This is a genomic window from Steroidobacter denitrificans (genome assembly GCF_001579945.1).
GTDB lineage: Bacteria > Pseudomonadota > Gammaproteobacteria > Steroidobacterales > Steroidobacteraceae > Steroidobacter > Steroidobacter denitrificans.
Map to the genome: position 1 here is coordinate 712,251 of NZ_CP011971.1, position 22,142 is coordinate 734,392.

Sequence of the window (22,142 nt, forward strand, 5' to 3'; positions counted from 1 at the left end):
GGCTGGCAATGACCGATAATTTGCCATTGTTTCCGCTGGGGGCCGTCCTGTTTCCTGGGGGGCTGATCAAACTACGGGTTTTCGAGCCGCGCTACCTTGCCATGGTCAGCCGCTGCCTGCGTGAAGACGCCGGATTCGGCGTGGTGCTGATCCTTGCAGGCGTCGAGGCGGGCGGCCCGGTACGCACGGCGCAAGTGGGCACCCTGGCGCGGATCGCCGACTTCGAGCAACTCAGCGATGGTCTCCTGGGCATCACGGCGCAGGGCGGGCATCGTTTTCGTATCCTGTCGACGACGTGCCGCAGCGACGGGCTGAACACAGCGGTGGTGGAATGGCTGGATGAGACGGCGGCGCTATCGATACCGCCGGAGATGGCGGTCTTGGCCGAACTGGTGAGGCAGGCCGGCGTATCATCTGGCGATGCGCCTGGTGCTCCGCGCTACGACGATGCGAGCTGGGTGGGCATGCGCCTGGCGCAACTGTTGCCGCTCACGCTGCCGGAGCGCCAGCGCTGCCTGGAAATGAACGGCGCGCTCGAGCGCCTGCAGTTCCTGCGTGAGCGGCTGGATATCAGGCATCATTAGCCGCACGGACCCTTCGGGATGTCGCTTGAAGGGTGTCAGCGGCCGATGCAAAGGCGTTTGAGCACCTGTCCAAACCGCCCTGCTCGAAACCACCCTGGGTTATGCCCTGCCGCCCATGGGCGGCAGGCAGGTCACCGGACGGCCGAGGACCGTCACGAAGCCGCGGCCCGGGGGCGGGTCAGCGCAACCGCAAGGGCGATGAGCGCGAACCATGCGAGGGCGGCCCAGCCGATCACGCCGTCATAGCTGCCGACGAGGGCGGAGAAGCGGGTTTCCTCGAGCGTCGTATCGGCGCGCAGCACGGCAATGACACAGACCCCGGCCGCGTGCAGACCGATGCAGGCGCCAATGGCTCCCGTGCGCCAGCGCACCAGCGCCAGCAGAATGCCCAGCATCGTCAGCGCAAGAAAGGAGTCGATGAAGGTCAGCGGATCCGCATAGTGCTCGAACAGCTGGCCCAGGACGGTGAATCCATGCAACCAGGAAACCTCGTCATTCGGGATGCGCAGCTTGCCGCCCAGGAAATGCAGGAACGCATACAGCAGGCTGGGTGCGAGGATCGCAGCGACGATGCCGGAGCCGCGCGCCGCTGCGTTGGCGGATCGAGTGCTGCTCTGCTCGAAACTACCCTGGGTTGTGCCGTCCCGCTCATGGGTTTTGCCTGCCGCGCCTTCGGATTCACGGCAGGCAAAACCCATGAGCGGGACGGCATGGCGGTCGTCTGGCGATTCTCCGATATTGCCGCCGGGCGACAGGGCCGTGAACAGAATGCCGCGAAAGAAGGTTTCCTCGATCAGCGCCACGATCAGCCCTGAAACGATGCCGCCTGCGATCAGCGCCGGCAGTGTCTGCGCGAAGCCCTCCTTCAGCGTCCGCACCTCGAGTCCGAGCAGCAATGCGACCAGCGGCGCCATCAGTACGACGCCGCCCAGCCACCCGATCGCCAACTGGCCCATGAATTCGCGCCGAGGCAGGCCGTAGCCCATCGCCGTGCGATTGGCCAGTCCCAACCGGCGTGTCAGCATCACCAGACCGATCAGTGCGAACAGCATCGCCAGCCGGTTCATGACTCGATGGACGGGCTCGACGGAAATGGTGCCGACCAGGAGCCATGCCGGATAGGTGAGGGCCGCGGCTAGAATCAGGGATGCGGTGAGCAGGACTACGAACAGGAGGAATGTGCGCATGTGGCGACCGGGATTTCTTGTTGGAATTCCTTGAAAGTCACGGCGGCTTGCCGCGTCCGGCGCCCGCAGGGCCGGAGGCCGCATGCGACCGGCTCGACGGTGAAAACCCTAGCATGAATCAGCGCGGTCCGCGCCAGGCGCTCGTTCATGGTCTCGATCGGGGTAAATGAAAGCCCTCCATCCGGACGTGTCACTCGTTAAAATGGTCGGCACAGCGCTTTGCTGCCCCAATTTTGTGGCGTTCTTCGTGGAGTGCCGCGCTGATCCATGGTTTGATGGGCTTCATGCTTCGACAGAACAGAGTTGACGGAAATTCGTCATCTATGGCTCCTGCGCCAGGACGACCGTCTTGAGCGGGGGCAGTTGAGTGCCGCAGAGTACGCTGTCGGCAGCGCAGCGCTGGTTCAATCGGCTGTGGCCGAGTACGCGCCTGGGACACGACCCTCTGGGCGACTGGTGCGTGCAAGGACGCTACGTCCCCGTCAGCATCGCGAATTGGAAGCTGACGTTCATGATGCGCCGCCGGGTGCTCGAATGCCGCGTGGCGCAACCGCTTTCGTTCACATCCACCCAGCGGCTGACAATCGTCATCCCGTTTCGCGACCGGGAAACCCATCTGCGTCAATTGCTGCCGATACTGGTACCCATGCTGCGCGAACAGGGTATTCGCTACCGGATCGTCGTGGTCGAGCAGGAGCGCGGGCAACTGTTCAATCGAGGCAGGCTCATCAACGCCGGGATACGTTTCACGGCCGAGGCAACCGATTATTATTGCCTGCACGACGTGGACGCGCTGCCCCTGGTCGCGAACTACGCCTGTCCTTCCCAGCCGCTGCGTCTGGTCAGATGGATTGCCGATCACCGGGCGGATCCGCCTGCCGATGCTCAGCGATCGCAACATTATTTCTCCGGTGCGGTGTCCATCCGCAAGGATCAGGTATTCGCGGCCAACGGCTATTCGAACGATTACTGGGGATGGGGCGGGGAAGACGACGATTTCTTTTTTCGTCTGCTGCTGCAGGGGATGTTGTGCTACTACGACACGCAGGGACGATTTCTCGACCTGCCCAATCCAGCGCACCAGCAGGTGCGCAGAGATGCTCGGACCGTACCGTCCCATTGGAAGCATAACCGCCGGCGTCGCAGTCGCCTGGTGCGAGGATTGTTGGATCCCGCCCAGGATGGGCTGAGCACGCTACGCTATGAAGTCATCGATCATCGGGGTCATGGCGATCACGAAAGGCTACGCGTTCGCTGGTAGGATCCTTCAGGAAGGCCGCCAGGCAATGGTATCGATGCCTTCCGCGGCGACACGGTAGCCGTTTGCGGCGAATCGCGCAGCGTGCGCCGCTCGCTCGACGCCGGTCATGTTCTTGTGCTCGAACTTGACGAGGGTGGGAAGGAATCGGGCGAAGTCGATCATGTGCAGGATGGCGGAATCGTAACCCTCGGTATCGATCTGCAATAGGACTGCGTCCAGCATTCCGGTACGCTCGAGCAGTTCCATCAGCGGTACGCAGTGCACCTCTTCCTCGATCACATCGGCCGGCCGAATGCCGTGTCTGATCAGATGGTCGCGATCGAACGAGGCGATACCATTGGCCCAGCCCGGATAACGCGGCATCGCCGAAGGGGCGACGCGAAAGATCGGCAATACGCCGGCTGTCGTGTGAATGGCCCGATTGACAGGCACGATTTGCGGGTAATCGGCATAATTCATCCGCAACCGCCCGAACATGTCGGGCAAGGGTTCGACCACGATGCCGGCGCACGAATGTTCCGTTACGAATGAATACAGCCCATCGAAACGCACGCCGTCGTTGGCGCCGATCTGTACGAACTTGAGCCCTTGTGGTGCGCCGCGCACCAGCGTATCGAGCTGGCGTTGAAACCGGGAGATACGCTCGATGCGGTAGCCGGCCGGGCGCAGCAGACGATTCAGCAGCTTTCTCATGGCTTTTGGTAACTGATCATGAAGGGTAGGTTCTTGAACGGAAGGATACCGCGCATCTTGATCGTTTCGTTGCTCGTTCTCGTGGCGCAGCCTCCCGGCTGGGCCCGGGGCGTCAGCCCCTATCTGCCGCTCAATCTTTCGCCGGAGATTGAACGGCAGATCGAGCGGGTATTGATCCTCGCCGACAAGTCGGTAATGTCTCGTCCCATTCCTGCGGCGGTGGTGCTCGACGCGTTGCCCGCCGCTTGTCGTGTCGATGAAGTGCTGTGTCGCCGCGTTCGGCGCTACCTAGACCGCTACATGCAGCAGGCCGGGATTTCGCAGGCGAGCGCAGAGATTGCCGCGACCGATGGCGTGGCGACACCGTTGCCAAACCGGCGTGGCCTGCTCAGCGACAGCGCCTGGCAGGTATCCGCGCAAGCCTATTGGCAGCCCCGCGATCATGTGCTGTTGAACCTGGGTGGCGTGGCTCATGAAGACGACGCCACGCCCACCGGCTCGATACTGAGCCTCGGCTTCGATTTCGCGCAACTCGACATCGGCTATCGCGATCATTGGTTCTCGCCCTTTGCGCATGGCGCAATGATCATCAGTACGCAGGCGCGCACCCTGCCGTCCGTGACCTTGTCGAACTATCGCCCGATCAGCCGATTGGGGTTGCAGTACGAGGTATTCCTGGCGGAAATGGCGCATTCCGACCGGATTCGATTCGAAGACGGTTTCACGGCCGGCAACCCCCGGCTGGCGGGACTGCGATTTTCCATCGAGCCTGCGGCCGGCTGGTCGCTGGGCGCGAACCGCATGATGCAGTTCGGTGGCGGCGCGCGCGGTGGCCGGTCCGTCGGCGATTTCTTCGACGCCTTGTTCAAGCCGCACCAGAACGACAACCGCAGTGACACCTTGAGCCAGGAACAGGAGTTCGGCAATCAGGTGGCGGCCTGGACCAGCCGGTTCATCTTCCCGGGATCGATTCCGTTCACCGTCTATCTGGAATATGCCGGCGAAGACAACTCATATGGAGGCGATTTCCGGCTGGGTAACGCGGCATTGTCGATGGGTATCACATTTCCCCGGTTGTGGCGTCGGTTCGATTTGTCCTATGAGACGTCGGAATGGCAGAACGGTTGGTACGTGCATGGCATTTATGCCGATGGTCTGACGGAGGACGGACGCGTGCTGGGGCATTGGGGTGCTGATGCACGCGCTCCAGGCGATGCCGTCGGCGCACAGTCGCACATGCTGCGCCTGGGTTGGGAGCCGCGTTTCGGCGGCCTGATGCAGCTGCGAATGCGTACCATTGCCAACGAGTCCTACGGCAGCGTCGATTACGAACGCGGCTATGAGGCGGGCTTGAGTTACAGCCGTACGCTGCGGGGCTTGACGGCGGGCGCGGAGATCCTGGCGGGACGCGACGTCTTTGGCGACGACTACGGCCGGCTGGCGGGATTCGTCCGCTTCGGTGATGAATGGGCCGACGGCGGGAGTGCCGCCTGGCTGGATGACGTCAGCCGTCCGCGGGGCGCGGAATTGTTCGTCGATGCGGGAGTCAACCTCAGTCGAGCGACGATCTTCCCCGGGGACGGTAGTCCGCGGCACACGACATCGGATGAAGTCGCGCCGCATATCGGGCTCGGTGCGCGCCGCGCCGTCTCGGATCGCAGTGATCTGGGCGTGCGAGTGGAGTTCGATCGTATCGACGGTGAGGCGTTGCTGGCGGTCCGGGCGTTGGACTACCGCTATCGTTTCCGCAATCCGCTGGCGTTTTCATTGTTCATCGGCGCGGCGCGCTATGAGCTGGCGACTCCGGCCTACGGCTATTACCTGGGTGCCGGCGTGCAATGGCGGGACATCCTGCCGCAATTCGATTTGGGCCTGGACTGGCGTTATGCCGACAAGGTAGCGCGAGACAAGCTGCTGGCCTCGGATCCGGCCATCGATCCCAGGCCGGACATCTTCTATGACATCAGCGGCTGGAGTTTGTCCCTGAGTCGTCGCTTCTGAGATATCGTGCGCATAGTCGCTCGAATAGCGAGTCGCCGGGGAAGGGTGCATTCTTGTCGAAACCGCGTGCTCGGCGCGTCATCTCATTCCACAAATGAAGCGCAGAACTCGCTTGCGTCAGCATCGGGTTGTCTCGCAGGCTGTCGTCGAAGATCGTGTGCCAGTTCTGATAATGCACCGGATAGAAGTGCCAGAAGGGCAAGGCCAGATTTTCGTACCCTAGATGACGTACGGCATGCGTGAAACCACGCGGGCCGAATTCTCCCCAACGAATGTGCGGGCGAGTGTCGCCGGGCCGCAGGCGCCGCAGCAGCTTGCGACGTTTCATGCGTCCGCTGTCGTACGATAGCCAGCGGTTGGGATGATCCCAGCACTCGAGCATCCAGGCCGCGAGCTCGTGGCCGGCGGGCAGCCCGAGTACGGCCACGTTGATCGTCGTCAGAGTCTCCCAGGCGAACAGCTCCGCTCGCCCATAGTTCAATGGCTTGAGGCAGACGACGTCCGTATCGGCCCAGATGCCGCCCTGACGGTACAGCAGCCGGAAGCGGAACCAGTCCGCGAACGCCGCCACCGAGTTGTGGCGTTTGTCGCGAAACAGGTATTTTTGCGCCAGGGTCTCGGCGGCATCGACGAGCGTCACTCCGGGCGGCACGTTCTTCGGTGGTTCGTACGTATGCAGCAGCAGCGTATGCCCATTCGCCATGAACGAGTTCATGCACAGGCGCTCCAGGCGCGAAAGCCATGAGCCATGCCAGAACATGTGCACCGCCGGCAGTTTCTCGCGGGGTGTCGTCTGAGCGGCCATCGATGAGGCGCTCATGCGGGCGCTCGCTCGAAAACGGCCACGACCGCGTGTCCAATCGGCCGCAGCACAGGGTTGCGCAATGCGGGGCGCAAGAGCGCAGCGCCGATCTTCGCTCCGCGGCGCACCAGCCAGCCGCGCAGCCGCGGATCCAGCAGGTGGGGTTCCGGCCCACTGCGTAAGGCCATGCCGTATTCGGCGACGATGCGCGCGTACCAACTCACGTGGGAGTCGGCCAGCGGTTCGTGTTCGATCGTCACCACGCTCAGCCCGAGCTGGCGAGCTGCGTTGCGGAGACTCAGATCCGACCAGCGCGTGACATGATGCGGTGGCATGTTGAGGATATCCCAGAAATCGATATTCGCGAACGAATCCTCGCTGGGCACGGCCAGGAGCAATCGTCCACCGCTGCGCAGGCAGTCACGCGCGCTTTCGAGGAAGGAGCACACCTGAGGCACATGCTCCAGCACCTGGAAGGCGCAGACAACGTCATACTCGCCTACATGCCGACTCGCGTGAGTCTGCAGATCCTCCTGCAGCAGCCGTACACCCTCGCGTGCGGCGATCTCGATGGCATCGGGACTTGTTTCCAAGCCCAGATAGGAGGCGCAGCGCACGTGGCGGGAGAACGCGCCCTTGCCGGCGCCCACTTCCAGTACCTGGTCCTCGGGACGAATGTGGTGTGCCGCGATATCGTACTCCGCCTTCTGTTCGCGGTAGTACCAGGGGATGGCCTGCAGTTGTCGATAGAAGTCGGCGTCACCCGCGGCTAGCGGCTCGAAGAAGCGCAGATCGCAGGCGGTACAGTGCAGGTAATCGATGCGCTCGACATCCATCCGGATGTGTATCTTGAAGGATCGCAGATATTCTTCGCGCAGTACGGCAGCATCGAGGGTCGCAAGCCGGATGCTGCGCGCGTGCGCGCACAACGGGCAGCGCGTCGCCTCCTCTACGGCGTTCATGCCGTATTCATGCACTGCAGCGCGGCTTGCGCGGCGCGAACGGTTTCGGCGATGTGCTCCTGCGTGTGGGCGATCGAGACGAACCCCGCTTCGAACGCCGAGGGCGCAAGATATACACCCTCGCGCAGCATGGCATGGAAAAAGCGCCGGAATCGGTCCGCATCGCTGGCCATGACCTCGGTGAAGCTGCGCGGTGCGCGCTCGGTGAAGAACAGTCCGAACATGCCGCACACATGGTTGGTGCTGAACGCGACGCCGGCATCGCGGGCGGCCTCGGCGAGGCCTTCCACGAGCTGAGTGGTCGTCTGGGCGAGACGGGTGTGGAAGTCGGGCTCGCCGATCAGTTCCAGGGTCTTCAGGCCCGCGGCCATGGCGACCGGGTTGCCCGACAGGGTGCCTGCCTGGTAGACCGGACCCAGCGGGGCGATCTGTTCCATGATGTCGCGGCGTCCGCCGAAGGCGCCGACCGGCATGCCGCCGCCGACGATCTTGCCCAGCGTGGTCAGGTCGGGTTTGATGCCGTACAGCGCCTGCGCTCCGCCCAGCGCCACCCGAAAACCGGTCATCACTTCGTCAAAAATCAGGACGCTGCCGTGCTGGTCGCAGACCGAGCGCAGTGTTTCCAGGAATCCGGGCGCGGGCGGCACGCAGTTCATGTTGCCGGCGACGGGTTCGACGATGATGCAGGCGATCTGCCCGCCCACGGCATCGAACACCTGCTTCACTTCGGCGGCATCGTTGTAGGCGAGCGTAAGTGTCTGCGCCGCGAGTTCCTTGGGGACACCCGGTGAGGTGGGTACGCCGAAGGTCAGCGCGCCGGATCCCGCCTTCACCAGCAGGGAGTCCGAGTGACCGTGATAGCAGCCTGCGAATTTCACGATCTTGTCGCGGCCGGTATAGCCGCGTGCCAGGCGAATCGCGCTCATGGTCGCTTCGGTGCCGGAGCTGACCATGCGCACCAGTTCGATCGACGGCATCAGCTCACCGATCTTGCGTGCCAACTGCGTTTCGATCCGGGTAGGCGCGCCGAACGACAAGCCCAGAGCCGCACGTTCTTGTACCGTCCGGATGACCTCTGGGTGCGCATGACCGAGAATCATCGGTCCCCAGGAGCCTACATAATCGATGTAGCTGCGGCCGTGCTCATCATGGATCAGCGCGCCGCCGGCACGCTCGATGAAGATCGGCTCGCCGCCGACGGCCCGGAAGGCGCGTACCGGGGAATTCACGCCGCCGGGAATATGGCGAGCGGCATCGGTGAATGAAGACAAGGCCGTAACTCCTGGGCGTGGCCGTCATGATGGGCGCTGCGCGGACGCCGGGTCCGGTCGCAGGGTCGTGCAAAAACACTGGGCGCCAAGTGTAAGCGGGACGATGCCGAGGCGCATCCTCCAGGAGTGCTGCGTCCCGATCGCGGCATTCGCAAGCAAGATATCGAGGCGATCGAGGTGTGAGAGACCGGCTCAGTGTCGTTGCAGCACGTGGCCCCTGCTGCGCAATAACGCCACGACGCTCTCCGGCCCGACCAGATGCAGCGCGCCGACGATCACTAGATAGTCCTGTTCGTCCTCCAGCAGCGCCTCGATGTCCGTCACCCAACGGTGATTGCGTTCGATCGTGAGAGGCCGGTAGAGCTCGGGATAGGCTGCGAAGCCTTCCGCCAACAGGCGCTCCAAGGTCTGGATGTCCCCCTGGCGCCAGGCCGATAGCAATTCGTCAAGATCGCGATCCATGCGCTCGAAGTCTGCGACGCTGTACATCAGAAATTCGATCTGCAGTGTCTCGGGCAGATTAGCAAGATAGCTCAGCTGCTGCCGCAGGGTCTCCAGACCCGTGACGGGCTTTTGATCCCGCCGCGCCCGAGCCGCCAGGCGTTGCTCTATGCCGGCTCGAGACTCCAACCCCCTTCTGGCAAAATGCTGCTGAATCAGGGTCATGGCAGCCAGCCAGGGACGCAGAGGGTTCAGCAGTGCCGGATCCAGCTCTAGTTCCCGGGCGGCTGTGGCGACGGCTGCATGAGCCTGCGGCCCCAATTGCTGCTCGAGCGAGCGGCCAGGCGGCAGCAGACCCAGCTCCAGCAGGCTCTGCTGCATGTCCTGGAGGTCGAGGTTGCCTATGTCGATTTCCATGACGAGTCTGTCGGCTTGGGCGTAGGCGGCTTCGATGGCTGCAGGTAGCGGCTCATCCGGCGGCAGGAAATGGATCGACCCCAACAGATAGAGGGTGTTGCGCCGGCCTTTTACCGACCACAATGTATGCTGCGGCTCATGCTCTGCATGTCTGGATGCAGCCGGGGCACTGGCGTGGGCCAGGGCGTGGTGCGGAAAGGTCGCGATCCGCATCGTGACTTCAGGAGCCGGCATCGGCAGTGCCGGATGCGCCATGGCGCCACGCGGCATCGGAATGGCGGCCAGCAGCCACAAAAATACGAGCGTGGCGCACAGGTCAGCTACTTTCATGCCGACCACTATAAGGGATGAATAGCGCCGGAGGATGGGCGGCGCAGGCGGGCCGGCGTCCGTGCCGCAGGATGGCGGCGGCTCCAAGTCAGACCGGATCGATCAGGCGGCGTTGCTTCGGGCCGCGTCTTCCAGCCAGCAGACTTCGGTGGCGATCGTGCCGTCCGGCATCAGTTCCAGCAGGCGATAGCCGGGCGGGCGGTCGTCGATCGAAAAGTCGGGGCTGCCGGGCAGGAACTGGGCGCAGGTCGACGGTGAGGCCATGAATCGCACGCCGCCTATGAAATGGTCCAGGGACTGGTGCACATGGCCCCACAGGACACCACGAACATTAGTGTGCTTGCGTACCAGGGCCAGAAACTCGTCCGCATCGCTCAGACCGACTTGATCCAGCCAGTTGCTGTGCATTCGGATCGGATGATGATGCAGGCAGAGCAGGACGTGATCCTGGTCCGGTAAGTGCAACAGGCTGTCCAGGGCGGTGAGCTGCTGTTTACCCAGGCGTCCACCGGCCTGATGCGCCACCTGGGAATCCAGCATGACAACCCGCCAGGGTCCGAATGCCTGGTGTCCGCCGAGCTGAAACGGCGCCTGCGCCAAGGCCGTACGCATCGGGCCGGGGAGGTCGTGATTGCCGGCCAGGCACAGTACGGGTACCGGTGAGTCCGCGAACAGCTCGCGGATCCAGCGATAACCTTGCGGATCGTCCTGGACCAGATCGCCGGTCAGCAGGATCCCGTCGGGTCGCGGGCAGCGCCGGCGTGCATCGGCCAAAGCAGCCTGCAGCGAGGGCAGTGAGGCAATCCCGCGCAGGCGTGCCGCATCATCGCCGAAAAGGTGCATGTCGGTGAATTGCAGAAGGCGGACGGAAGGCATCTTGACGGATATTTCCTTGAGTCGGGAGGACATGTGCAGCCATCCTAGCAATCACAAATGCGTCAAAAAGTGACCGAGGTCCGGTCGGTCGTACCGGCGAGCGGTGGCGCATGAAATTCTTGCATTCGGTCTCATTACATAGTCGTTTTACCAGCCGTTTTACTTATGTCTGCACGGATGCCGGGGGTGGAAAACGGTATGGATTTCCGCATTTTTGCAAGCTGCCAGCTAAACGCACCCCAAAACGTATCCCAAAACGTATTCTTGAGAGCGTGGTTCCGGAACGCGACAGGAACTCGATACAACTCGGACTGCGAATGGCGCATATCGATCGTGGTTTGCCGAGAGTTCACGGGATTCCGCCGGAGGCCGCATTGCTCGGCTTCGCCCCTTAGTCCAAAATGCGCGGCCTTCACCGCGTTTTTCGACCTAACCCTAGAGTATTTTCCTGATGCAGATTTCCCGTCGTCGGCAGCTTGCCAACGCCGTCCGTGTTTTGGCGATGGATGCGGTTCAGAAGGCCAATTCCGGACATCCGGGCATGCCGATGGGAATGGCCGATATCGCCGAGGTGCTCTGGAACGACCATCTGCGACATAATCCGGGCGATCCGCAATGGTGGGATCGCGATCGGTTCGTGCTGTCCAACGGACATGGCTCGATGCTGCTGTACGCCCTGCTTCATCTGAGCGGCTATCCCCTGACCCTGGATGATTTGCGCGCATTTCGCCAGTTGGGTTCCCACACGGCGGGACATCCCGAGCATGATCCGCAACGAGGGATTGAAACCACCACGGGCCCGCTGGGCCAGGGCCTCGCCAATGCCGTGGGCATGGCATTGGCGGAGAAAATGTTGGCGGCAAGCTTCAATCGTCCTGGTTTCGATCTGGTGGATCATCATACCTGGGTGTTTCTCGGCGATGGCTGTCTCATGGAGGGCATTTCTCACGAGGCCTGTTCTCTGGCCGGCACGCTGCAACTGGGCAAGCTGATTGCGTTCTACGACGACAATGGCATCTCGATAGATGGCCAGGTGCAAGGCTGGTTCACCGACGATACGCCGCGACGTTTCGAGGCCTATGGCTGGCACGTCGTACCGAATGTCGATGGCCATGATCCTGCTGCGATCGAAGCCGCCATCGTTGCGGCAAAGCAGCAGGATCGGCCCAGCCTGATCTGCTGCCGGACGATCATCGGCTACGGTGCACCCAACAAACAGGGTACCGAGGCCACCCATGGCGCCGCGCTGGGCGTCGAGGAGGTCGCAGCGGCCCGTCAGAAACTAGGCTGGGTCTGGGAGCCTTTCGTGATTCCGGAAGACATCCGCAGCGGCTGGGATGCCCGCGAGCGCGGTGCGCGGCGCCAGGCACAATGGAACGATTTGTTTGCCCGCTACAAGCTTGCATTTCCCGGCCCGGCTGCGGAGTTCGAACGGCGCATGCGCGGCGAACTGCCTGACGGCTGGAGTGCGGTGGTCGAGGAATATGTGGCACAGGTGGCTCAGTCCGGCGGCAGTCTGGCGACGCGCCAGTCCTCGCAACAGGCGCTCAACGCCTATGGTCCGGTGTTGCCCGAGCTGTTTGGCGGCTCGGCCGACTTGACCGGCTCCAACAATACGAATCGCAAGGATTCCCGCGCCGTCACCGGCGAGGATGCAAGCGGCAATTACCTGCACTACGGCGTGCGTGAGTTCGGCATGTCGGCCATGATGAACGGTATCGCCCTGCATGGCGGACTGATTCCGTACGGCGGCACCTTCCTGGTTTTTTCGGACTATGCACGCAATGCCATGCGCATGTCCGCGCTCATGAAGCAGCGCGTCATCTATGTCATGACACACGACTCCATCGGCCTGGGCGAGGATGGACCGACACACCAGCCGGTGGAGCACCTGCCCAGCCTGCGCCTGATTCCCAACATGACGCTGTGGCGTCCCTGCGACGGCACGGAAACTGCCGTGGCCTGGGCGGCGGCAATCGAGTGGCGTGATGGGCCCAGTTGCCTGGCTCTATCCAGGCAGGGCTTGCCCGCACAGCCGCGCAGCGCTGAGCAATTGGCCAATATCAAGCGCGGCGGCTATGTCCTGCAGGACTGCAAGGGTATGGCGCAGGTCATATTGATCGCTACGGGCTCCGAGGTCGCTCTGGCGCTGGAGGCCGCACGGCAGCTGACCCAGGACGGCAAGAGAGTGCGGGTCGTATCGATGCCCAGCGTCTGCGTGTTCGAAAGGCAGGACGAAGCCTATCGAGAGCAGGTATTGCCTGGCGGTGTGGAATGTCGCGTGGCCATCGAGGCGGCAGTACCGGATACCTGGTGGCGCTATGTCGGACTACGCGGCGCGGTCATCGGTATGACGAGTTTCGGCGCTTCCGGAACGGCGCAGGATCTGTTCAGGCACTTCGGATTCACCACGGAGTGCGTGGTGCGCAGGGTGACCGAACTGTTGGCATGAGTGTGAATCTTTCGAGGAAATGAGAATGCCCATCAAAGTTGGAATCAATGGCTACGGTCGCATCGGTCGCAATGTGCTGCGTGCTTTATACGAGGCCGGGCGCCAGAACGAAATCCGGATCGTGGCACTCAATGATCTGGGTGATGCGGGAACCAATGCACATCTGACGCAATACGATACCGCTCATGGCAGGTTCGGCGGCGAGGTCCGGGTGGAAGGTGATTCGATGCTCGTCAACGGCGATCGCATCCGTGTTCTGGCTGAGCGTGATCCGGCCAAGCTGCCCTGGGGTGAGTTGGGGGTGGATGTCGTGCTCGAATGCACGGGCTTGTTTACCAGCAAGGCGAAGGCCGCAGCTCATCTGACGGGTGGTGCGAAGAAGGTGCTGCTTTCCGCGCCGGGCGGCAAGGACGTCGATGCGACCATCGTCTATGGCGTCAATCACGAGCTGCTGAAGTCCAGCTATACTGTCGTGTCCAACGCATCCTGCACGACCAATTGCCTGGCGCCGGTTGCCAAGGTATTGAACGAGTCGATCGGCATCGTGTCGGGCATCATGACGACGATTCACGCATATACGAACGACCAGGTGTTGACGGATGTCTATCATTCCGATCTGCGTCGCGCGCGTTCCGCCACGATGTCGATGATTCCGACTAAAACCGGCGCTGCAGCAGCCGTCGGTCTGGTCCTGCCGGAACTCGATGGCAAGCTCGACGGTTTTGCCGTACGGGTGCCGACGATCAATGTTTCGCTGGTGGATTTGACCTTCGTCGCGAAGCGTGCAACCAGCGTTGCGGAAATCAACGAGGCGATGCGTGCAGCCGCCACGGGACCGCTCAAGGGGGTCCTGGCCTATACCGATGCGCCGCTGGTGTCGATCGATTTCAACCATGATGCGCATTCCTCCACCTATGATGCGACCCTGACCAAGGTGATGGACGGCACTCTGGTAAAAGTATGCTCCTGGTACGATAACGAATGGGGATTCTCGAACCGCATGCTGGATACCACGGCAGCGTGGTCGAAGGCCGGATAGGAGGAATTCTCGATGCCCATCCTTCGCATGACTGATCTCGATCTGCGCGGCAAGCGGGTGTTGATCCGCGAGGATCTCAACGTGCCAGTGCAAGGCGGAAAAGTCAGCAGTGACGCCCGGATTCGTGCGGCGCTGCCGACGATCCAGTCAGCTAAGGACGCCGGTGCCCGCGTGCTGGTGATGTCTCATCTCGGCCGTCCGGAGGAAGGTGTCTATGACGAGGAATTCTCGCTCGCTCCGGTTGCTCGGCGCCTGGGGGAGTTACTCGGCTTCAAGGTGCGTTTCGAGAAGGATTGGCTGGATGGCGTAGAGTGTGCTGATGGGGAGGTCGTACTGCTCGAGAATGTGCGATTCAACAGGGGTGAAAAGCGCGACAGTGACGATCTGGCACGCAGGATGGCCGCTTTGTGCGACGTCTATGTGATGGATGCCTTCGGTACTGCGCATCGTGCCGAGGCGAGTACGCATGGTGTGGCGCGTCACGCGAAAGTGGCCTGTGCCGGTCCGCTGCTGATGAACGAACTGATCGCGCTGGAGACTGCGCTGGAAAAACCGAAGCGGCCACTGATCGCCATCGTGGCCGGTTCGAAGGTGTCCAGCAAGCTGACGTTGCTGGAAAGCCTGCTGGGCAAGGTGGACAGATTGATCGTCGGCGGAGGCATTGCCAATACGTTTCTTGCCGCACAAGGCATCAATATCGGCAAGTCGCTGGTCGAAGCGGAGATGATCGATATCGCCAAGGGATTGCTGAAACTTGCGCACGAACGTTCTGCGGATATCCCCTTGCCGACGGACGTGGTCGTTGCCGAGGAGTTTGCCGCTACCGCCGAGGCGGACGTCAAGGCGGTCGATACGGTGGCAGCCGATGAAATGATTCTGGATATCGGACCGGATACGGCGGAGCGTTTTGCGCGCATGCTGAATGATGCGGGTACGATCGTCTGGAACGGCCCGGTCGGGGTGTTCGAGTTCGATCAGTTCGGCGAAGGTACGCGGGTGATTGCTCAGGCCATTGCTCGTAGCCCGGCTTTCTCGATCGCCGGCGGCGGCGATACGCTTGCTGCCATCGAGAAGTATCGGGTCGAAGGCGATATTTCCTATATTTCCACCGGCGGCGGTGCCTTCCTGGAGTTCTTGGAGGGCAAGAAACTGCCGGCGGTCGCGATTCTCGAAAAACGAGCGAGTTAGCCTACGAATGCTGCGCCGAACCAAGATTCTGACGACGCTCGGCCCGGCAAGTGATGATCCGAAGGTACTCGCGGACTTGCTGCGCGCGGGCGCTGACGTCGTACGAATCAATTTTTCCCATGGTGAACCCCAGGCGCATGTGGAACGCGTGAAGCGGGTCCGCGAGATCGCCGGCCAGGTCGGCAAGCTGGTCGCCATTCTGGGCGATCTGCAGGGACCGAAAATTCGCATCGAGCGCTTTGCCGCGGGACGGGTATTCCTGAATGAGGGCGATCCCTTCACGCTCGATGTCTCGCTCGATGCGAAATCGGGAACGGAGAAAGCCGTCGGCGTGGCCTACAAGGGCCTTCCTCGCGATGTCGCCGCCGGTGATCTGCTGCTGCTCAATGACGGCCAGATCGTTCTGGAAATCAACGAAGTCGATGGTCCACGCATCCATACCCGGGTCATCACTGGCGGTGAATTATCCGATAACAAGGGTATCAACAAGCAGGGGGGCGGTCTTTCGGCCGGTGCGCTGACCGACAAGGATCGCGCCGACATCAAGCTGGCCGCAGAGTTGGGGGTGGACTATCTCGCGGTTTCATTTGCCCGCGACGGCGATGACATGGAAGAGGCCCGTGGCTTGCTGCGCCGGGCGGGTGGTCATGGTTTCCTGGTGGCAAAGATCGAGCGCAGCGAGGCGCTGGCCAACTTGGAGCGCATCATTCTGGCCAGCGACGCCGTCATGGTGGCGCGCGGCGATCTGGGAGTGGAAGTCGGCAACGCCGAGTTGACCGGCTTGCAGAAACACATCATTGCAGTGACCCGCAAACTCAACCGCGTGGCGATCACGGCGACGCAGATGATGGAATCGATGATCCACAATCCGATTCCGACTAGAGCGGAAGTATCGGATGTCGCCAATGCGGTGATGGATGGGACGGATGCGGTCATGCTTTCGGGCGAAAGCGCTGTCGGCAAGTATCCCGTCAAGGCGGTCGAGGCGATGGCGCAGGTCATTCTGGGGGCCGAGAAATACGAATCCTTGCACTCGCCTGTACGCCACCGAGGCGGTGACAATCTTCTCGAGAAGACCGACCAGGCGATTGCGATGGCAGTGATGTACACGGCCAATTATCTAAAAGTAAAAGCGATCGTCGCCTTGACGGAATCGGGTTCCACACCGCTGTGGATGTCGCGCATCCGGACCGATATTCCGATCTATGCCTTCACTCGCCATGAAGAGACACGTCGTCGGGTGCTGTTGTACCGTGGGGTGTATCCGGTGTCCTTCGATATCACCCACACCAACGTCCAGGCCGCTTACACCGATATTTTTCGGCTGATGCTGCGCGAGAAGATGGTCGAGGAGGGAGATCGCATCATTCTTACGAAGGGTGAGTTGACGGGGGTGGCGGGGAAGACGAACGCAATGAAGATATTGGAGGTTCGCGCCTAGCGTATTGCCTGGCGTATCGCCAGGCGCATTTATATTTGACACCCGCCGGTCACGTAACGCGCTCGTCTTCGCGATCGGAGCGGATTCGTGATGCTTTGCTGGCCAAATGCAATGCCGCCCCGCTCATGGTCTTTGTCGTCGTGCCTCAAATCCGAAGGCACGACGACAAAGACCATGAGCGGGGCGGCACGAAGGTACGGCAGCGAGGCCATGAGCGGGGCGGCACGAAGGTACGGCAGCGAGGCCATGAGCGGGGCGGCACGAAGGTACGGCAGCGAGGTCATGGGCGGGGACGGAAGGCACGGAAGCGATGACCATGAGTGCGCTCGGAAGGCTCCGGTGTGACGCGGACGGACGATCGACGAATTTACGGTGATTCATGACTGCACGATTCCAGGGTACTGATAACTACGTTGCCACCGAGGACCTGATGATGGCCGTGAATGCGGCTGTGGTCCTGGGGCGGCCCTTGCTCGTGAAAGGCGAGCCGGGCACCGGCAAAACCCAGCTGGCCGAAGAGGTGGCCCGTGCGTTGGATCGCCCGTTGCATCGCTGGCATATCAAGTCGACGACCAAGGCGCAGCAGGGGCTGTACGAGTACGATGCCGTGTCGCGACTGCGCGATTCGCAACTGGGTGACGCCAAGGTTCACGATATCGGCAACTACATCGTCAAAGGCCGCTTGTGGGAGGCTTTCGAAAGCGAGGTACAGCCGGTATTGCTCGTGGACGAGATCGATAAGGCGGATATCGAGTTTCCGAACGATCTGCTGCATGAGCTGGACCGCATGGAATTCTTCGTCTACGAGACGCGTCAATGGGTCAAGGCGCGCCAGCGTCCGATCATCGTCATTACCAGCAACAACGAAAAGGAACTGCCGGATGCGTTCCTGCGTCGCTGCTTTTTTCACTACATCCGCTTTCCGGATCACGCCACGATGGAACGGATCGTTGCGGTGCATTATCCGACGCTCAAGCGCGAACTGCTCGCCGAGGCGCTCACGGCGTTTTATCGAATCCGTGACATGGCCGGTCTGAAAAAGAAGCCTTCCACCTCGGAGCTGCTGGACTGGATCAAGCTGCTGCTGGCAGAGGACATCCCGCCGGAGGCCTTGCGAGGCGATGACCTGAAGAAGGCGATCCCGCCCTTGCACGGCGCCTTGCTGAAGAACGAGCAGGACGTGCACTTGTTCGAGCAATTGGTATTTCTGCATCGGCGCCAGGGGCGTTAAGTCGAACCCGGCGGTTGACTCATGCTGGTTCCGTTTTTTTTCAAGCTGCGCGAAATCGGTGTCCCGGTCTCGATCACCGAGCTGTTGACCTTGCTGGAGGGGTTGAAGGCACGAATCATCGAACCCAACGCCGAGGAGTTCTATTTCCTATCGCGAGCCTGCCTGGTGAAGGACGAACGCCACTTCGATCGCTTCGATCGCGCCTTTGGCGCCTATTTCAAGGGTGTGGAAGATGCGTTCGAGGATCTGCTGGCCAATATTCCCGAGGAATGGCTCAGGCGTGCGAGCGAACGTATCTTGTCCGAGGAAGACAAGGCGCAAATCGAGGCCCTGGGCGGGTGGGACAAGCTGATGGAAACCCTGCAGCAGCGCCTGGCGGAGCAGAAGGAGCGTCATCAGGGCGGCAACAAGTGGATCGGGACCGCGGGAACTTCGCCTTTCGGCGCGTATGGCTACAACCCCGAAGGCATCCGCATAGGGCAGCAGGAGTCGCGCCATCGGCGGGCAGTGAAGGTCTGGGACCAGCGAGATTTCCAGAATCTCGATGATTCAGTGGAACTGGGTACGCGCAACATCAAGGTGGCGCTGCGCAAGCTGCGTCGATTCGCACGCGAAGGCGCCGCAGAGCACCTGGATCTGGATGACACGATCAGTTCGACTGCCCGCAATGCGGGCATGCTGGATTTGAAATTCGTGCCGGAACGGCACAATGCCGTCAAGGTGCTGTTGTTTCTGGATGTAGGCGGCTCGATGGATGATCACGTGCGGATTTGCGAGGAATTGTTTTCCGCTGCGCGCAGCGAGTTCAAGCACCTGGAATATTTCTATTTCCATAATTTCATATATGAGAGCGTGTGGAAGGACAACCGGCGGCGTCATGTCGAGAAGATCCCGACCTTGGAGGTCATGCGCACCTATGGACATGACTACAAACTGATCTTCGTGGGCGACGCCGCCATGAGCCCGTATGAAATCATTCAGCCCGGCGGCAGCATAGAGCACTGGAATGAGGAGACGGGTGCGGTCTGGATGCAACGTCTGGCGCGAACCTGGCCGCAGCATGTGTGGTTGAATCCCAAGCCACAGCCGCGCTGGGAACAGATTCCCTCGGTGCAGATCACCCGCGAGTTGATCGAGGATCGGATGTTTCCGCTGACCCTGGCTGGACTGGAGCGAGCGATCAAGGCATTGCATTAGCGGCGGAATTTCCTGTGCCATACTAATACCGAATCGCGGCCACTCACGATGTTGATGCTTCGTGGTATGAGATCCCATGAATCCTGACCGTCCATCCCAGCCGATTCTGCCGAAGGTCGGATTGATGCTGCCGGGCGGGGGAGCCCGCGCGGCGTATCAGGTGGGTGTGCTGCGTGCCCTGGCGGATCTGTTGCCGGCGCGTGCGGCCAATCCTTTTCCGGTCATCACCGGGACCTCGGCCGGAGCGGTCAATGCAACGGCCATTGCCGTGCACGCCGATCGTTTTCGGGTGGCGGTCGGCAATTTGGAGCGCGTATGGCGAAATTTTCAGGTTGGACAGGTATTTCGTGCCGACACGCTCAGCATGTTGCGTTCAGGCCTGCACTGGCTGTTGGCGATGGCATCAGGCGGCTGGCTGTTGCCGCCGCCTCGTTCGCTGTTCGATAACGCGCCTCTGCGTGAACTGCTGGGCAACCAGTTCGATTTCGGAGGAATACGCCGTGCGATCACCGCCGGCCATCTGGATGCCCTGTCCATTTCCGCCGCCGGCTATGTCAGTGCACGGTCGGTATCGTTCTACGAATGCCGTACAGGTTGCGAACCCTGGCAACGCATGCGCCGCGCCGGTGAACCGACGACGCTGTCGCTGGACCATATCATGGCCAGCATCGCTGTTCCGTTCTTGTTTCCGCCGGTGCGGCTGGAGGACGAATTCTATGGCGATGGATCGATGCGGGAAGCCAATCCCTTCAGCTCCGCCATTCATCTGGGAGCGCAACGCCTACTGGTGATCGGTACGCGCAATGACACCTTGCCGACATCACCGGCGCTGCCGATGTGTCCAAGTTTTGGCCAAATCTTCGGCTACATGCTTGATTCGCTGTTCACCGACGGACTGTATTCCGATCTGGAGCGCCTCACGCAGCTCAATCAGCTGGTGGATCGTTCCGGTCCGCTGACCAGTCCCAGCGGCGGAGCCGGGCCCGGAACGGGGGTGCAGCTCAAGCGGATCGATATGCTTGTCCTGTTGCCCAGCCGCGATTTATCCGAGATCGCGCGCTACCATGTCAGTTCACTGCCGCGGGCGCTGCGCGTCCTGCTGCGAGCCATGGGCGCCATGAATGCCGGGGGTGGACAGCTGATGAGCTATCTGTTGTTTCAGCAAAGTTATACCCGGGAGCTGATCGCATTGGGCTACATGGATGCGATGAAGCGCTCCGAGGATCTGGTTGCGTTCATGGGAGGCTATCCGGTGAGTTCGAGCGGTGCGACCGGTATCATGCGCCGGCTGGCTGCGCGCCGCGGCGTGCGTGAGGGATTACAGCAGGAAAAGCGTGCCGAGGCCCAGTAGCGAAGCGAATCCGATCACGTCGGTGATCGTCGTCAGGGTAACGCCGCCGGCCAGGGCCGGATCGATACCCAGGCGCTTGAGCACCAGCGGCACTCCCACACCGGCAATGGCAGCCGCCAGCAGGTTGATCATCAATGCGGCAAATACGATCACGCCCAGCGCCCAGGCTCTGAACCACAGACCGGCCGCGGTACCGACGACGCCGGCGACCACGAGACCGTTGAGCAGGCCCACGGCTATTTCACGCCACAATAGCCAGCGCGCATTCGACTGCTCTATTTGTCCAAGCACCAAGCCCCGTATGATCAATATCAGCGTCTGGCTGCCGGCGATGCCGCCCATACTGGCGACGATCGGCATGAGCACCGCCAGTGCAACGACTTTTTCGATCGTTGCCTCGAACATGCCCACGACATTGGCCGCCAAAAAGGCTGTTGCAAGATTCGCACTGATCCAGATGGCACGGCGCCGTGCACTCGTGACGACGCCGGCGAACATGTCGTCTTCCTCATCGAGGCCCGCCATGCTCATGACCGAGCGCTCAGCTTCCTCGCGGATGACGTCCACGACGTCATCGATCGTGATGCGGCCGAGCAGCCGGCCTTCCGGGCTCACGACCGCGGCAGATACCAGATCATGATTCTCGAAAAGCTTTGCCACTTCGGGGGCAGGGGTTTGCGGAGAGATACCCTCCACTGCGGAATCCATCAGTTCGGCAACCGTGGATTCCGGATCCTCGGTCAGCAAGGTCGTGATATCGATGCCGCCGAGATATTTGTCGTGCCGATTGACGACAAACAGCCGGTCGGTGCGATCCGGTAGTTCTCCGCGCATGCGCAGATAGCGCAGGACTACCTCGATGGTAACGTCCGGGCGCACGGTGACGGCGTCCAGATTCATCAGGCCGCCGGCACTATCGGCCTCGAACGCCAGGATCGACGAGAGACGCTCACGATCCTGCGCGTCCATGGACTGCAGGACGCGCTCGATGAGCGTCTCGGGCAGATCGCCGATCAAATCCGCCAGGTCGTCGACTTCCAAGTCTTCGGTTGCGGCAATCAACTCTTCGGCATCCATGCCGCTGATCAGCTCGCTGCGTACCTCTTCGTTGAGTTCGACCAGTACATCGCCTTCGAGCTCCGGCTCGACGAATTCCCAGATGATCTCCCGCTTGGCCGGGGGGAGCGATTCGATCAGGCGCGCGATTTCCGCCGGGTGCATCGAATTGATCATGCGTTGCCCGTGGCGCATGGATCCTTGTTCGAGCAGGTTGCGCAGCGTGACGAAGCGGCTCGATTTTGGCTCTGGGGCTTCGGTCATGATCGTTCGTCTATATGGCCGCGCAAACCAGTGGTGCACGCGGTTTGGGTTCGGACGGCGGCGTACGGGGGCGGCCGCGGCCAGGGTCAAAGGGATCG

The 22,142-nt window shown here is 61.7% G+C and carries 18 protein-coding genes; 10 read left to right on the forward strand and 8 right to left on the reverse strand.

Annotated features, from left to right (window positions below):
* The first annotated feature begins 8 nt into the window (after positions 1–8).
* Entirely contained in the window at positions 9–584 is a 576-nt protein-coding gene (locus tag ACG33_RS03055; RefSeq protein WP_066918593.1) for an LON peptidase substrate-binding domain-containing protein, read from the forward strand.
* Positions 585–736: 152 nt separating this feature from the next.
* On the opposite strand, the gene ACG33_RS03060 is transcribed toward ACG33_RS03055, so the two are convergent.
* On the reverse strand, positions 737–1,771 hold the full coding sequence (locus ACG33_RS03060) for a CPBP family glutamic-type intramembrane protease (RefSeq protein ID WP_066918595.1): 1,035 nt from the start codon (positions 1,769–1,771) through the stop codon (positions 737–739).
* 367 nt (positions 1,772–2,138) lie between these two features.
* Here ACG33_RS03060 and ACG33_RS03065 point away from each other — a divergent pair, with 367 nt between their 5' ends.
* The gene (locus ACG33_RS03065) at positions 2,139–3,032 is read left to right on the forward strand and encodes a galactosyltransferase-related protein (RefSeq protein WP_066918597.1); all 894 of its coding nucleotides are present in this window, start codon (positions 2,139–2,141) and stop codon (positions 3,030–3,032) included.
* A gap of 6 nt (positions 3,033–3,038) precedes the next feature.
* Here ACG33_RS03065 and ACG33_RS03070 read toward each other — a convergent pair whose 3' ends face one another.
* Entirely contained in the window at positions 3,039–3,725 is a 687-nt protein-coding gene (locus ACG33_RS03070) for an FkbM family methyltransferase (protein ID WP_066918598.1), read from the reverse strand.
* 33 nt (positions 3,726–3,758) lie between these two features.
* Here ACG33_RS03070 and ACG33_RS03075 point away from each other — a divergent pair, with 33 nt between their 5' ends.
* The gene (locus ACG33_RS03075) at positions 3,759–5,726 is read left to right on the forward strand and encodes a capsule assembly Wzi family protein (protein ID WP_210399159.1); all 1,968 of its coding nucleotides are present in this window, start codon (positions 3,759–3,761) and stop codon (positions 5,724–5,726) included.
* Here the strand turns inward: ACG33_RS03075 and ACG33_RS03080 are convergent.
* From ACG33_RS03080 to ACG33_RS03100, 5 genes are all read right to left on the reverse strand, one after another.
* A complete protein-coding gene (locus ACG33_RS03080) occupies positions 5,689–6,546 on the reverse strand; it encodes a glycosyltransferase (protein WP_083536393.1) in 858 nt (285 codons plus the stop codon). The two genes, ACG33_RS03075 and ACG33_RS03080, sit on opposite strands and share 38 nt — an antisense overlap.
* Positions 6,543–7,490, reverse strand: coding sequence for a class I SAM-dependent methyltransferase (locus ACG33_RS03085; RefSeq protein ID WP_066918603.1), 948 nt, complete (start codon positions 7,488–7,490; stop codon positions 6,543–6,545). The genes ACG33_RS03080 and ACG33_RS03085 overlap by 4 nt, the downstream gene beginning before the upstream one ends.
* On the reverse strand, positions 7,487–8,761 hold the full coding sequence (gene hemL, locus ACG33_RS03090) for a glutamate-1-semialdehyde 2,1-aminomutase (protein ID WP_066918605.1): 1,275 nt from the start codon (positions 8,759–8,761) through the stop codon (positions 7,487–7,489). The genes ACG33_RS03085 and hemL overlap by 4 nt, the downstream gene beginning before the upstream one ends.
* A 192-nt stretch (positions 8,762–8,953) precedes the next feature.
* Complete coding sequence (locus tag ACG33_RS03095; RefSeq protein WP_066918607.1) at positions 8,954–9,949, reverse strand: TraB/GumN family protein; 996 nt, start codon at positions 9,947–9,949, stop codon at positions 8,954–8,956.
* A 102-nt stretch (positions 9,950–10,051) separates the two neighbouring features.
* Positions 10,052–10,858: a metallophosphoesterase gene (locus ACG33_RS03100; protein WP_066918609.1), complete on the reverse strand. Its 807-nt coding sequence runs from the start codon at positions 10,856–10,858 to the stop codon at positions 10,052–10,054.
* Positions 10,859–11,282: 424 nt separating this feature from the next.
* Here ACG33_RS03100 and tkt point away from each other — a divergent pair, with 424 nt between their 5' ends.
* The 7 genes from tkt (at position 11,283) to ACG33_RS03140 (ending at position 20,724) form a co-directional block, all read left to right on the forward strand.
* Positions 11,283–13,277 carry a transketolase gene (gene tkt / locus ACG33_RS03105; RefSeq protein WP_157071838.1) on the forward strand — a complete coding sequence of 665 codons (1,995 nt, stop codon included), beginning with the start codon at positions 11,283–11,285 and terminating at the stop codon, positions 13,275–13,277.
* A gap of 25 nt (positions 13,278–13,302) precedes the next feature.
* Positions 13,303–14,316, forward strand: a complete 1,014-nt coding sequence (gene gap / locus ACG33_RS03110) for a type I glyceraldehyde-3-phosphate dehydrogenase (RefSeq protein WP_066918613.1) — start codon at positions 13,303–13,305, stop codon at positions 14,314–14,316.
* A gap of 12 nt (positions 14,317–14,328) precedes the next feature.
* Complete coding sequence (locus ACG33_RS03115; protein ID WP_066918615.1) at positions 14,329–15,504, forward strand: phosphoglycerate kinase; 1,176 nt, start codon at positions 14,329–14,331, stop codon at positions 15,502–15,504.
* 10 nt (positions 15,505–15,514) lie between these two features.
* A complete protein-coding gene (pyk, locus tag ACG33_RS03120) occupies positions 15,515–16,945 on the forward strand; it encodes a pyruvate kinase (RefSeq protein ID WP_066922747.1) in 1,431 nt (476 codons plus the stop codon).
* A 379-nt stretch (positions 16,946–17,324) separates the two neighbouring features.
* The gene (locus ACG33_RS03130; protein WP_066918619.1) at positions 17,325–18,176 is read left to right on the forward strand and encodes an AAA family ATPase; all 852 of its coding nucleotides are present in this window, start codon (positions 17,325–17,327) and stop codon (positions 18,174–18,176) included.
* Positions 18,177–18,197: 21 nt separating this feature from the next.
* Positions 18,198–19,373 carry a vWA domain-containing protein gene (locus tag ACG33_RS03135; protein WP_066918621.1) on the forward strand — a complete coding sequence of 392 codons (1,176 nt, stop codon included), beginning with the start codon at positions 18,198–18,200 and terminating at the stop codon, positions 19,371–19,373.
* A 76-nt stretch (positions 19,374–19,449) separates the two neighbouring features.
* Positions 19,450–20,724: a patatin-like phospholipase family protein gene (locus tag ACG33_RS03140; RefSeq protein WP_066918623.1), complete on the forward strand. Its 1,275-nt coding sequence runs from the start codon at positions 19,450–19,452 to the stop codon at positions 20,722–20,724.
* Here ACG33_RS03140 and mgtE read toward each other — a convergent pair.
* Positions 20,692–22,044 carry a magnesium transporter gene (gene mgtE / locus ACG33_RS03145; protein ID WP_066918625.1) on the reverse strand — a complete coding sequence of 451 codons (1,353 nt, stop codon included), beginning with the start codon at positions 22,042–22,044 and terminating at the stop codon, positions 20,692–20,694. The two genes, ACG33_RS03140 and mgtE, sit on opposite strands and share 33 nt — an antisense overlap.
* Positions 22,045–22,142: the final 98 nt, after the last annotated feature.